Raw genomic sequence first — 14633 nt, 5'->3', positions numbered from 1 at the left:
TTTTTTATTGCATATTTTCTTAAAATGTGGGCAGATTCTTTAGTTATTTATAAATTTGAACCATGTTAAACTTCCTAAAGAAAAATGCGGCATTGATTTGGGCTAAAAAGCACGTCCAAAAAGCTGAAGAATTCAAGAAAAATGCAGCACAAGATCAAGAAAACCTTCTTTTATCTCTAGTAGATACTGCCAAGAAAACGCTTTTTGGAAGGGAACATGATTTTGAGAATATAAAATCGGTAAAAGACTTTCAGGAAAAAGTTTCGGTTGCCGATTACGAAAACCTTAAACCTTATATCGAAAGGGTAAAAAAAGGACAAGCCAATATCCTGTGGACGGAGACGCCTGAATATTTCGCAAAAACTTCGGGAACAACATCAGGATCAAAATATATTCCGATTTCTAAGGAAGGAATGCCTTTCCAAATTAAAGGAGCCCAAAGTGCACTTTTTCATTACATCGCCAAAAAAAACAATGCAGATTTTGTAAAAGGAAAAATGATCTTTTTACAGGGAAGTCCTGAACTCCAAGAATCTTTTGGGATAAATACAGGAAGACTTTCCGGAATTGTGGCACATCACATCCCGAATTATCTCCAAAAAAACAGACTCCCAAGCTGGGAAACCAATATCATGGAAGACTGGGAAGCAAAAGTTGATAAAATCGTTGAGGAAACCGAAAAAGAGAACATGACCTTAATTTCGGGAATTCCACCTTGGTTGATCATGTATTTCGAGAAATTAATTGAAAAACATGGTAAAAAAATAAAACAGCTTTTCCCTAATCTTCAATTAATAGTCACCGGTGGCGTTAATTATGAGCCTTATCGTGAAAAAATGGAGGAATTATTGGGAGGAAAAGTAGACATCGTTCAGACTTTCCCTGCTTCAGAAGGATTTTTTGCCTTCCAGGATGATTATACAAAGGAAGGATTACTTCTCTTAACTAATCACGGAATTTTTTACGAATTCATTCCGCTTGAAGAATACGGAAAACCAGATGCAAGAAGGCTGACTTTAAAAGATATTGAACTCAATAAGGATTACGCATTAATTTTAACGACCAATTCAGGTTTGTGGGCGTATTCGATTGGCGATGTTGTAAGATTTATCGATAAAAATCCACACAGAATTTTAGTGAGTGGAAGAACAAAACACTTCACATCAGCATTTGGAGAACATGTAATTGCATTTGAAGTAGAAGAAGCGATGAAAGCAACCCTAGACAAATTTCCGGCACAGATTACCGAATTTCATCTTGCTCCACAAGTAAACCCTCATGAAGGGCTTCCTTATCACGAATGGTTTATTGAGTTTGAAAAAGAGCCTGAAAATTTAGACATGTTTAAAAATGAGCTTGATGATCAGCTAAGAAAGCGAAATACATACTATGACGATTTAATATCTGGAAATATTTTGCAAAAGCTTCATATATCAAAACTTAAGAAGAATGCGTTTAATGAATATGCAAAATCACAAGGTAAGCTTGGCGGACAAAATAAAATTCCAAGACTTGCCAATGACAGAAAAATTGCAGATTTATTGGAAATTTATAAACTTTAAACACATTTTTTCAATTCCGAAAACGTATATTCGAAAAAAATTATAAATTTGAAAAACTAAAAAATATAATGAAAGCATCTGTACTTTTAAAATCATCTTTACTGACGTCTTTATTTGTAATTTCATCTTGTGCAACTACAAAGTACACAGATGATACTGCGAAAAACAATTATTCTAATCTTGAAGCAGGAAGAATGTATACTGTAATGATGAAAGATGGATCTAAAAATCAAAAAATACTATTCCGTAATGTAGATGGTAACAATCTTATCGGTACAGCAGGAAAAAAAGACAGTACAGAGGTTATCATTCCAAAGTCTAATGTAGCAGCTGTAAGAGATATTAGAAAAGCAAGAACAGCAGCAGGAGCAGTAGTGATTGGAGCAGCAGGAGTTGCAGCAATAGTAATTAGTGCTTCAAGAGCGGACAACTAAAATAGATTTTATCTTTCAGGCGGTATTTGATTTATCATTTGAATTTATAATATACTGATAGGTCTAAATGAATATTTAGGCCTATTTTTGTGCATGATTTCTTTTACCCCCCTAAAAACTTTACAAAATATTGAATTCAGGAATCTTCTTACCGGAAGATTTTTTATTGTATTAGCATTTAGAATGCTTGCCACTTTATTGGGATGGTGGGTATATCAACTTACAAAAGATCCTTTTTCTATAGGTTTAATTGGGCTTTCAGAAGTAATTCCGGCGGTAAGCTGTGCGCTCTATGCAGGACACGTGATTGACATGAATGAAAAGAAAAGGCTCTTGCTTATTTGTAATTACGCCTATGTATTTTTAATCGGGCTTTTATTAATTCCTGCTTTTCTAAATGTAACCATGCATTTTACAGGGCATCAGATTACCTATTTTATTTACACCGTCATTTTTTTCACAGGAATCGCCAGAGCATTCATAGGACCGATTGTTCCCGCTATGATTCCTAAGATGGTACAAAAGGAAAATCTTCCGAACGCCATCACTTTAAACCAGGCTACATTCCTGATTTCTTCAGTATGCGGACATGCATTTGGAGGGTTTTTAATCGGTTTCTTTGGGGTAAAATGGACATTACTTGTAATCATTGGGCTGATTACTTTAGCTTCTCTATTTTTCTGGCAACTCAAAAAACAACATTCTGAATATAAAAAAGAGTCTGTAAATGTTGTAGAAAGTATGAGAGAAGGGATTTCTTATATTTTTAAAACCAAAGAAATTTTGGGAGCATTATGCCTTGACATGTTTGCCGTTCTTTTTGGAGGTGCCGTTGCCATGATCCCTGTATTTGCTACAGACATACTGAAAGTAGGTGCTGAAGGATTTGGACTTCTAAATGCAGCTTCCGACATAGGATCCATGTGTATTATTACCATCTTATCTATCGTTCCTTTAAGAAAAAATCAAGGGAAAATTTTATTGGTTGTGGTTGCAGGATTTGGTCTATGTATTATAGGATTTGGTTTATCTAAACTATATTGGCTTTCTTTCATGTTCTTGGTTATAAGCGGAATGTTAGATGGAATTTCTGTAGTGATCAGAGGAACCATTGTTCAGCTGAAAACTCCGGATCATATTCGTGGACGAGTACTTAGTGTAAATTCTATTTTCATTATGTCTAGTAATGAAATGGGACAATTTGAAAGTGGACTTATGGCAAAAATACTTGGCGTTGTCCGCTCTGTCATATTTGGTGGAAGCATGACTGTTTTAATTGCTTTATTAGTAGGCAGTACAAATAGTAAGCTAAGAAAAATGCAGTATTAAGCATATTTTTTTATCAACTAATTAAAATTCTTCAAGTTAAATTATTGAAAATTTCATCATTTTAGGTATTTTTAACAAAACTCCCTATTATTTGATAAAATATTTTTACATTTGTCGTTACTTTTTAATTTTATCCTCAAAAAATATTTTAAAATGAAAAAACTACTACTCTTTTCCATTTTATTTCTTTATCAAATATATTATTCACAGTCGGATTGTGTTTCATCAATACCTGTCTGTGGAAATTCAGATTTGTCCTATACTCCTACCGGTTCAGGGAACACACAAGAACTTCCAGTTCCTGCCGGAGAAAACTTATGTCTTAAAGGAGGTGAGCACTTTTCTGTTTGGTATGCATTTACTATTGCAACTTCAGGAACTTTAACTTTCACCATCAACCCAAATGTATTTGCAGACGATTATGATTTTGCTGTATATGGTCCTAATTTACCTTGTAGTGCAATAAGCGGGGCTTCACCAATCCGATGCAATTATAACGGAGCTGATGGACCAACTGGTTTGAATACAACATTAACAGGAACTGCGACAAATGGAACTTGGAGCGCTTACATGGATGTTTTAGCTGGTGAAACCTATTATTTGCTTGTTGACAACTTTTTAAGTTCTGCTAATGGATTCTCTTTAACTTGGGGAGGAACAGCATCATTGACTTCTGCATTCAATAACCCAGCACTAACTCCAAACCCTTTTGTAACTCCAGGTTTCCCTAATCCAACAGATCCAACTGCGCCTAACGAAGTTCCAAGATGTGTACTACCTACCATGTTTGATTTCAGCACATTGACTCCAGGAATCTTAAATGGAAATGTTAATTTCACGATTACATATCACACTAATAGTAATGATGCTATAACCGGACAAAATCCAATCACAGCACCTATCATGGTAGATGCGGTAACTATTTACTATTACAGATTAAAATATACAGATCCGACTAACCCAACAAACCCTATTAATGGATGCTTCCAAACAGGGAAATTCAAGTTTAAACAAGGAAACATCACAGTAAGTAATGCTACCGTTTATGCATGTAACAACAATAACGTAGGTACTGGATCTTTCAATTTGACTACTGCTGCTGTCTTTTCAGGTACAGCTACAAAAAAATATTACCCTACTCTCAATGATCTGAATGCAGGAACTAATGAGATTACAACTCCTGCCAATTATATTTCTACAGAGAAAAAAGTATATGTAAAAATAATTACAACTGATGGATGTAGTAATACTGCAGAAATTACCTTAAAATTCTACCCTCTAGTTATCGTCAATGATGCAACAATTGAATCTTGTTTCATTGAAGAAAATATAACAACTGCATCGTTTGATCTTACATCAGCAAACGTATCAACACTTACCAATCCTCAGAAGAAATTCTACGCAACTTTAGCGAATGCTGTTACTGGCACTAATGAGATTTTCACTCCTACCAATTATATTTCTACTAATGGAGTTGCTTATGTAAGAGTATACAGCGGAGATCAGTGTTATTCAATTGCTAAGCTTACTCTTATTGTTTTACCTCCTGTAAAATCAGCAATTTTAAAAGATAAAACAATTTGTATGGAAGATAGAACCACTCTAGATGCAGGTCCTGGATTTGTAAGCTACGAATGGAGCACAGGAGCTACCACTCAAACAATACAGGGAGTTCCGGTTGGAGCATATTGGGTAAAGCTACAAACAGGGAAATGCTTCACTCTTCAAAAAGTAAACATATATCCTTCTGATCAACCTGTTATTAGTAATATAGAAATTACAAATAATACAATTACAGTAACAGCCAACGGAGGAACAGCTCCGTACAAATATTCTTTAGATGGTATTAACTGGCAAGACTCTAATGTATTTACAGGGCTTCCTAGAGGAGAAAATAAAGTATATGTAAAAGATTCATATGACTGTACACCAATTGAAGTTCAGGTAACTGTTCCAAATCTTATCAATGCGATTACACCAAACGGAGACAACGTAAATGATTATATAGACTATAGCGCTCTAGCATACAAGAAAAACTTAGTATTCATTGTCTATGACAGATATGGTAATAAACTGTATGAAGCGGGTAAAATCAGAGATTATAAATGGGATGGAACTGCATCTGGCAAGAAAATCCTAACAGGAACCTACTGGTTCTCTATCTCTTGGAATGAAAATGACAAAAACAATACTCAAACCAAATACAGCGGATGGGTATTGGTAAAAAACAGAGAATAAATTAAATTTTTAATCCATAAAAAATCACTTCTATTAGGAGTGATTTTTTTATGCACGAAGAAAAAGCCTTTCAGTACTAATATTTTAAACTTATCAACACTAAAATCTTGGTTACTATTTTTTTATTGCTTTTCAAAAAAACTATCTTTGCATATTATGGCGCAGAAAGAAACACTATCATCTCTTACCCACGGAAACTTTGCGAAAGAGCTGTCAATTGCGGATGGAAAAATGCCTCCTAATGCAGTAGATTTTGAAAAATTGGTTATCGGTACTTTTTTAATTGATAAAAAAGGACTAGATCATTCAATAGACCTACTTACTCCAGAGGTTTTTTATGATCCGAGACATCAGGTTATTTTCTCTACCATTTTAAAACTTTATGAAGGTAACCATCCGGTTGACCTAATGACCATTATTCAGGATCTGAAAAAAGAAGACAAGCTGAATCAGGCAGGTGGAGACCATTACATTATTGATCTTACCATGGGAGTAAGCTCTTCTGCCCACATTGAATATCACGTTCGTGTTATTCTGGAAAAATATATTTTAAGAAGTTTAATTAATGTTTCTGCAAACGTTATTGACTCTTCATACAAAGAATCGACAGATGTTTTTGAACTTTTAGACAAAGCAGAACAGTCATTCTTTGAAATTACAAACGGAACCATCAAAAAAGGATTCGATACTGCAAACTCATTAGTAAAACAAGCTATCGACACCATCAAATCATTGAAGGACAAAGAAGGGCTTTCCGGAGTTCCTTCAGGATTCCGAGATGTGGATAAAGAAACAGGGGGTTGGCAAAATTCCGACCTTATTATTATTGCAGCACGTCCCGCGATGGGAAAAACAGCATTCCTTCTTTCAATGGCAAGAAATATTGCCGTAGGTCATAAAATTCCAATGGCATTGTTCTCTCTTGAGATGGCTTCGGTACAGCTTATTACCAGAATGATCGCTTCTGAAACAAGAATTTCTTCAGAAAAATTAAGAAAAGGAACGTTAGATGATGAAGAATGGCAAAGATTATTCTCCAATGTATCAGAATTAGAGAATGCTCCTTTATATATTGACGAAACTCCTTCACTTTCTATATTCGACTTCCGTGCAAAATGCCGAAGATTGGTAATGCAGCATGGAGTAAGATTGATCATGGTCGACTACCTTCAGCTAATGACTGCAGGTGGCGGTGGAAAAGGAACAGGAAACCGTGAACAGGAAATCTCTATGATCTCACGTTCATTAAAGGCTATTGCAAAAGAATTGAACGTTCCGGTTATTGCACTTTCCCAGTTATCAAGAAGTGTGGAAACCCGTCCGGGAAAAAGACCTCAGCTTTCTGACTTGAGGGAATCCGGAGCGATTGAGCAGGATGCAGATATTGTATCTTTCATCTTCAGACCGGAATATTACAAAATTACCGTTTGGGATAATGATGAGGAAGGACAGGAAACTTCTACAGAAAACCAAGCAGAACTTATCATCGCAAAACACAGAAATGGTGCAACCGCGGATGTAAGATTATCTTTCTTGAAGCACTTTGCAAAATTTGGTGATGTTGAAGCAGCTTTCGATGGCGGAGCTTCCGGATTTGGACAAAATGAACCAAGTGGTTTTGATAAAATTAAAACAACAATTCAGCCGGGAGCAGCATTTGATCTTCCGAATAGTTCTCAAGTTTCAGGATCTTCGATGAATGATTTTGACGATGATGACGATTTCCCTTTTTAAGATTTAGAGTAAATAAATTTGAGAATCGAAATATACACTGACGGCGCTTGCAGCGGAAATCCCGGAAAAGGAGGATACGGAATTCTTATGCGTGTACCTGAAAAAAAATATCAGAAAACATTCTCCAAAGGCTTTAGAAAAACCACCAATAACAGGATGGAACTTCTAGCTGTTATCACCGCTCTTGAAAAATTAAAATCTACCGAAAACGACATTCATGTATACACAGATAGTAAATATGTAGCCGATGCGGTGAACCAAAATTGGATTTCCGGGTGGATAAAAAGAGGTTGGAAAAATGTAAAAAACCCAGATCTTTGGAAAAGATTTGTTGAGCTTTACAATCTTCATACTCCCAAAATGCATTGGATAAAAGGTCATGCAGGTCATTTTGAGAATGAACTTTGTGATAAACTTGCTGTTGCCGCAGCCAATTCCAACGCTCTAGAAATAGACACTTATTTTGAAAATTTAGAAGGGAATTCACTCTTCTAAATCTAATTTTATTTAATCTAATTATAGATAAAATTCCATCCATTTTTCATTTTCCATTTTATCATTTATTGATAAATAAACATCGTTTAAGATAAATTTAACAGTAAATATATATTATATCAACAAGATTTAATATATTTACACGTTTAACTAAACCTCCTCTTAAATGAATAAAATTTTATTATCTTTTTTATCGATAATCTTATTTTGTATTTCCGGAAATCTCCTCTCACAGACGTATCAACTGACAGGAAACCCGGTCAATACTACCGGCTGGTCTTTAGTCTCTCCTGCCGTAGTAAATACTGATTTTGTACAGCTTACTCCCGACACAAATAACCAGTCAGGTTCTATACGCTTAAACGAACCAATCAACTTAAAATATTGTGACAAATGGAGAGTAGAGTTTGATTTCAGGATGGATTCCAATCAAACTTATAACGGAGATGGAATTGCGTTTTGGTATTTAGCTAACCCTCCTGTAGCCAGTGTATTAGGTTCCGGAATTGGGGTTTCTCAAAACGCAGTAGGCTTTATTGTAGGTTTTGATACTTTTAATAACTCTACAGGAAGCTCAGGAATGAGTAAAGTGCATGTTGCATATGGATTGGTACAAAATACAACAGATACCAATAACGTAGAATTTTTTAACACTGCAGGAAGTTCTTTTCACTCACCGGATCTTAATTCGACTCAGCCTTTTCAAGGAACAACGTATAAACATGTTGAAGTTAGCAGTCAAGTAGACCCAGCAAATCCAGCGAACTGGATTGTGAAAATAATGCTTGATGGAGTTGTAATCTGCAACCAGTCTTTTGCTCCTTCTGGTGCAGCTGCAACGATGACTGTAGGCTATTTCGGATTTTCAGCTTCTACGGGAGGTGCAAGATCTCGACATTCTATTAAAAATGTAAAAGTTTACATGGATAAAGTTGCCTTAAACAATGCAACAGTTACAGATACATTTTGCCCTAATCCTACAACGGGATATGCAACGGCAAATTTAACATCTTACAATAGCCAGTTTGTGACAAATCCAGCCAATTATACATTTACTTATATTGCAAACGGAACAACGGTTACTAACCCAACGAACTTTCAATTCAATGCCAATACAACTGTAAATGTAATTGTAAAAGATAATTCGGCGATTCTCTGTGATAACCCAGACGGGAAAATACAACTGAATTTATCTCCGTTTACGGCAAACAATGTTACAATAAGCGAGTGTAATAACAATAATGCAACCACTGCAACATTCAATTTAAATAACGCCCCTGTAACTGCTGTACCTGGTGTGACAAAAAAATTCTATAAAACATTGGCCGATCTAACTGCTAATGTCAATGAAATTACGACACCCAATGCTTATGTTTCTATTCCAGGAAAAGTATATGTAAAGGTAACTACTCCACAAGGTTGTACAGGAAATGCGGAGATTACACTAAGCTTCCTTCCTTTACCGGTTTCTACGGATGCATCATTACAATCTTGCTTCATTGAGGTAGCTCCTACTACAGCTTCTTTCAATTTAGATACAGCCAATGTTTCTACAGAAGCAGGAATTACTAAAAAATATTATACAACATTAACAGATGCTTTAGCTGAAACAAATCCAATTGCTAATCCAACGAATTACATTTCTACAAGTACAGAAATTTATGTAAGAATAAAAGGATTAAACTCTTGTTATATTATTAAGAAAATCAGACTAAGTGTAATAGCACCTGTAACCTCATCTGTTCTTAAAGACAAAACAATATGTATTGATGATAAAACAACATTAGATGCAGGAGCTGGATTTGCCAGTTATGAATGGAGTACGGGAGAAACTACTCAATCTATTCAAAATGTTCCTGTTGGAATCTACTGGGTAAAATTAAAAACAGGCAATTGTATTACTACACAAATAGTAAGGGTAAATGCAGCAGCAGATCCTGTAATCACAAGTTTAGATATTGTAAACAATACTATTACTGTAAATGTTTCTGGAGGACGTGCCCCATACAAATATTCTTTAGATGGAGTTACATGGCAGGATTCTAATGTATTTACAGGGCTTCCAAGAGGAGAAAACAAAATTTTTGTAAAAGATTTCTATAACTGTGAACCTATTCAAATACAAGTCACTGTTCCGAATCTGATTAATGCAATTACTCCAAACGGAGATAACATTAACGACTTTATAGACTATAGCGCTTTAGCTTACAAGAAGAATCTAAATTTTGTAGTTTATGACAGATATGGTAACAAAAAATTTGAAGCAGACAAAACAAGAAACTACAAGTGGGACGGAACTTCAGGCGGTAAAAAACTGACCACAGGAACGTACTGGTATACCATATCTTGGAACGAAAACGATAAAAACAATACTCAAACAAAGTATAATGGATGGGTATTGGTAAAAAACAGAGAATAATGAATTAGGATTTGGGGGCGCTTCTATGCAAGTGCCCTCCTTTATTCTCGAAATAAATTAAAAATCCCCCAAAAACTATAGCATTCATCACATGAAAAAAATTCTACTTTTAGGCTTTATAGCCTTATTTTCAATAATCTCCCAGAAAATTTCTGCTCAAACGTATCAGCTTTCAGGAAACCCGGTGAGCACTACTGGATGGACAATGGTTTCTCCTGCCAGTGTAAATACAGACTTCATTCAACTTACTCCAGATCTTAATGATCAGTCAGGATCGATAAGACTAAATGAACCGATCAACTTAAAGTATTGCGACAAATGGAGAGTGGAGTTTGATTTTAGAATAGATTCACCACAAAGTTATAACGGTGACGGTATCGCATTCTGGTATCTGGCTAATCCACCTGTTGCAAGTGTATTAGGATCAGGAATCGGAGTCTCTCAAAATGCAATTGGATTTATCGTTGCATTTGATACCTATAATAACACAACTACAGCTCAAATGAGTAAAGTGCACGTAGCTTACGGACAGGTTGCCAACACAACAGATAGTAATAATGTTGAATACTTCAATACGCCAGGAAGCTCTTTTCACTCACCAGACCTTAACCCTACTCAAAACTTCAGAGGAGCGACCTATAAGCATGTTGAAGTAACTGGTGAAGTTGATCCCAACGCTCCGGCAAACTGGATTGTAAAAATAACTTTGGACGGTGTTCTTATCTGTAACCAGTCTTTTGCTCCGGCAGGTGCAGCAGCTGCAATGACCGTAGGCTATTTTGGATTCTCTGCTTCTACTGGAGGCGCAAGAGCAAGACATTCAATTAAAAACGTAAAAGTATACGTAGACAAAATTCCGTTATTGGCAACTACAATTACCAAAACTATTTGCCCTGATTCTACGGGAACTTCTACTATTGATTTAACAACTTTAAACTCGCAGTTTACAGCAACTCCTACTAACTATACTTTCACATACTATGTTACAGGAAGTGGAACTCCTATTGCAAACCCAACACATTTCCAATATAGTGCTACAACAAATATTTCTGTAGTGATAAAGGATCCTACATCGGTATTGTGTGATAATAATGACGCTAAAGTCGTCTTAAACGTCGCACCTGTAGTAACTGTAAACAGTGCCACTTTAAGATCTTGCTTCCGACCGGAAAATACATCTACAGGACTTTTCAACCTTACAACGGCAGCAATAACCACTACATCAGGTGTTACTAAAAAATATTACCCTTCATTAACTGACGCACAAAACGGCACTAATGAAATTCTAAATCCGGATCAGTATATCGCTCCAAACGGAGTTGTATATGTAACGGTAACTAACATCTACGAATGTTCTGAAATTGCAATGATTACTCTACAGGTATTCCCTCCTACTTTCTCAACAGTTTTAAAAAATAAGATTATTTGTTTTGAAGATAAGACAACATTAGATGCAGGTCCTGATTTTGACGGATATAAATGGAGTACTGGAGCTACAACACAGTCTATATCTGATGTTACAGTAGGTACTTATTGGGTACAGTTAAAGACTGGAGAATGCTGGACCACACAAACCGTAAAAGTATACCCTTCTGAACAGCCTGTTGTTTCAAGTATTGACATTGCAACCAATACAGTTACAGTATACGCAACAGGAGGAACTGCTCCATATAAATACTCTATGGATAATATCAGCTGGCAAGATTCAAACGTTTTTGCAAATGTACCGAGAGGTGACAATACAGTATATGTAAAAGATGCCTATGATTGCGAACCTATCGTAATCGATATTGTTGTACCTAACTTAATTAATGTTATTACACCAAATGCAGACGGTGTCAATGATTTTATTGATTATTCAGCATTAGCGCATAAACAAAATCTTACATTCAGTGTATTTGACAGATACGGAGTAAAAATTCACCAAGGTGACAAATCCAATAATTACAAATGGGACGGCACCACTCTAGGAAGAAAAGTACCTACTGGAAACTACTGGTATTCTATAACATGGAATGAAAACGATAAGAAAAATACTCCTTTCAAATATTCTGGATGGATACTTGTAAAAAATAGAGAATAATAACGATTATCAATATTTTAAGTAAGGATTATTTCAATTTGAAGTAATCCTTATTTTTTGTCTTTTAAATCCGTTTTCTCGCATTCAATTATTAAATTTGTAAGATGAATTATTTAGAGGCTTTAAGCAGAAGATATTCTGTGAAAAAATTTAACACCGAAACGATTCCTCAAGAAACATTGCAGAATATTCTTGAATCAGGAAAACTATCGGCAAGCTCTCTTGGTCTTCAGCCTTATAAAATATTGGTGGTAGAAAGTGAAGAAATGAAACAAAAGCTCATTCCTGCATTTTACAATCCTTCCCAGATTTCCACCTGCTCTCATTTAATCGTAATTATTTCCAAAAAAACTGTTGATGACAGCTATATTAACGGATATTTCAGACATATATCTGAAGTAAGGGAAACACCATTGGAAAAGCTGGATCTTTTTAGAAACAGCATCAACCAACATATTAATCAAAAAACTCAAGATGAAATTTTCAATTGGGCAGAAAAACAATCTTATATCGTTTTAGCAAATCTTATGTATGCTGCCGCGATAGAAAGTGTAGACACCTGTCCGATGGAAGGCTTCCGTCAGGAACTTATTGAAGAAATTTTAGAGATAAATCCTGAAACCGAAAAAGTAACCGTCACCCTTGCATTAGGCTACCGCTCGGAGGAAGATCATTTCCAGCACATGAAAAAAGTAAGAAAACCAAACGAAAAATTGTTTAAATTTATTTAATTATTTAGACAATTGTCTTAAACTAAGGATATGATAAAAGCGGATGTATTAGTAATCGGTTCCGGAATTTCGGGACTTTCTTATGCCATAAAAGTTTCTGAGCAACTTCCTGATGCCAAAATAATCATCGTAACAAAGTCCGACGAAGACGAAAGCAACACCAAATACGCACAAGGCGGTCTTGCTGTAGTTACAGATTCTAAAAAGGATAATTTCGACAAACACATTGAAGACACCATGCGTGCCGGAGACGGAGAGAACAAACGCGATGTTGTAGAAATGGTCGTAAAAGAAGCACCGACAAGGTTTAAAGAAATTGTAGAATGGGGAGCAAATTTTGACAAAAAAAATGGAGAATTTGCATTAGGAAGAGAAGGCGGGCATACCGAAAACAGAATTGTACATCATAAAGATATCACAGGCTTCGAAATTGAAAGAGCTTTACTTGAAACTGCCAACAAAAGTGAAAACATCGAAATTCTTGATCACCATTACGTAATCGATATCATTACTCAACACCACGTTCCGGGAAAAGAATTGAATGAAGGCGACATCCATTGCTATGGAGCTTACATACTAGACGAAAAGTCTAAGCAGATTAAAAAAATCACATCAAAAATAACATTAGTTGCAACCGGAGGAGCCGGTCACGTGTACAAAAACACTACCAACCCAACGATAGCAACAGGAGACGGAATCGCTTTTGTGGCAAGAGCAAAAGGACAAGTTTCCAATATGCAATACTACCAATTTCATCCAACCGCTTTGTATAGCAAAATGGATGGAATGTTGTTTTTAATTTCCGAAGCAGTACGTGGTGACGGTGCAAAATTGAGAACAAAAAGAGGTGAAAAATTCATGCAAAAATATGATGAGCGTGAAGAATTAGCCTCAAGAGATATTGTTGCCAGAGCCATTGATGCCGAGATGAAAATCACAGGAGATGAATATGTAGGCTTAGATTGTAAAGAAATGAATCAGGAAAGATTCTTAGAACATTTTCCTAATATTTATAAAAAATGTAAAGACGAAGGGATTGATCCTTTCACACAATTGATTCCAGTGGTTCCGGCTTGTCATTATTTAATGGGCGGAATAGAAGTTGATAAAGACGGACAGTCTTCTATCAGAAATCTTTTTGCTGTCGGAGAATGCACCAACTCAGGACTTCATGGCGCCAACAGATTGGCATCAAATTCATTATTAGAAGGATTGGTATTCGGACACAATGCCGCTATGAAAACCGTTGATCTTTTAAATGAAAACAATTTTAATTTCGATGATTTAAAAGCTGTTCCGGAATGGAATGAAGAAGGTATGAAAATCATGGATGAAATGGTCATTGTATCTTATTTAAGAAAACAATTGCAGGAAATGATGAGCGATTTGGTAGGAATTGTAAGAAGCAACCGACGTTTGAACATGGCTTTGCAAAAACACCAGGAAATCGCCGCTGCCGTTAATGAAATTTACCACTACTCTATTCTCTCTCCACAGTTATCAGAATTGAGAAATCTAACAACCGTTGCTCACCTCATCATTACACAATCTATGGAAATGACGGAAAATAAAGGAGCATTTTACAATAAAGACTTAGCTTAAAGCATT

10 protein-coding genes are annotated in these 14633 nt (G+C 35.7%); all 10 read left to right on the top strand.

The annotated features are described in order from the left end of the window. The first annotated feature begins 62 nt into the window (after positions 1–62). Positions 63–1562: a GH3 auxin-responsive promoter family protein gene (locus RM51_RS00450; protein ID WP_039363789.1), complete on the top strand. Its 1500-nt coding sequence runs from the start codon at positions 63–65 to the stop codon at positions 1560–1562. 68 nt (positions 1563–1630) lie between these two features. After that, complete coding sequence (locus tag RM51_RS00445) at positions 1631–1996, top strand: hypothetical protein (RefSeq protein ID WP_039363786.1); 366 nt, start codon at positions 1631–1633, stop codon at positions 1994–1996. A 93-nt stretch (positions 1997–2089) separates the two neighbouring features. Further along, positions 2090–3325 carry an MFS transporter gene (locus RM51_RS00440; RefSeq protein ID WP_039363782.1) on the top strand — a complete coding sequence of 412 codons (1236 nt, stop codon included), beginning with the start codon at positions 2090–2092 and terminating at the stop codon, positions 3323–3325. Positions 3326–3478: 153 nt separating this feature from the next. Then, positions 3479–5563 (top strand): T9SS type B sorting domain-containing protein, encoded by a 2085-nt coding sequence (locus RM51_RS00435; protein ID WP_039363779.1) that lies wholly within the window; start codon positions 3479–3481, stop codon positions 5561–5563. 156 nt (positions 5564–5719) lie between these two features. Then, the gene (dnaB, locus tag RM51_RS00430; protein ID WP_039363776.1) at positions 5720–7297 is read left to right on the top strand and encodes a replicative DNA helicase; all 1578 of its coding nucleotides are present in this window, start codon (positions 5720–5722) and stop codon (positions 7295–7297) included. Between the two features lie 18 nt (positions 7298–7315). Beyond that, positions 7316–7792 carry a ribonuclease HI gene (gene rnhA, locus RM51_RS00425; protein WP_039363772.1) on the top strand — a complete coding sequence of 159 codons (477 nt, stop codon included), beginning with the start codon at positions 7316–7318 and terminating at the stop codon, positions 7790–7792. Between the two features lie 166 nt (positions 7793–7958). Continuing rightward, entirely contained in the window at positions 7959–10211 is a 2253-nt protein-coding gene (locus RM51_RS18950; protein WP_052248335.1) for a T9SS type B sorting domain-containing protein, read from the top strand. A 91-nt stretch (positions 10212–10302) separates the two neighbouring features. Further along, positions 10303–12294, top strand: a complete 1992-nt coding sequence (locus RM51_RS18945; RefSeq protein ID WP_052248334.1) for a T9SS type B sorting domain-containing protein — start codon at positions 10303–10305, stop codon at positions 12292–12294. A gap of 104 nt (positions 12295–12398) precedes the next feature. After that, positions 12399–13025, top strand: a complete 627-nt coding sequence (locus RM51_RS00410) for an NAD(P)H-dependent oxidoreductase (protein ID WP_039363770.1) — start codon at positions 12399–12401, stop codon at positions 13023–13025. A gap of 30 nt (positions 13026–13055) precedes the next feature. Further along, entirely contained in the window at positions 13056–14627 is a 1572-nt protein-coding gene (gene nadB, locus RM51_RS00405) for an L-aspartate oxidase (protein WP_039363767.1), read from the top strand. Positions 14628–14633 lie beyond the last annotated feature (6 nt).

The sequence above is a fragment of the Chryseobacterium taiwanense genome (assembly GCF_000813825.1).
GTDB lineage: Bacteria > Bacteroidota > Bacteroidia > Flavobacteriales > Weeksellaceae > Chryseobacterium > Chryseobacterium taiwanense.
The sequence above is the reverse complement of the archived record's forward strand: the minus strand, read 5'-3'. Positions and strand labels throughout refer to the sequence as shown.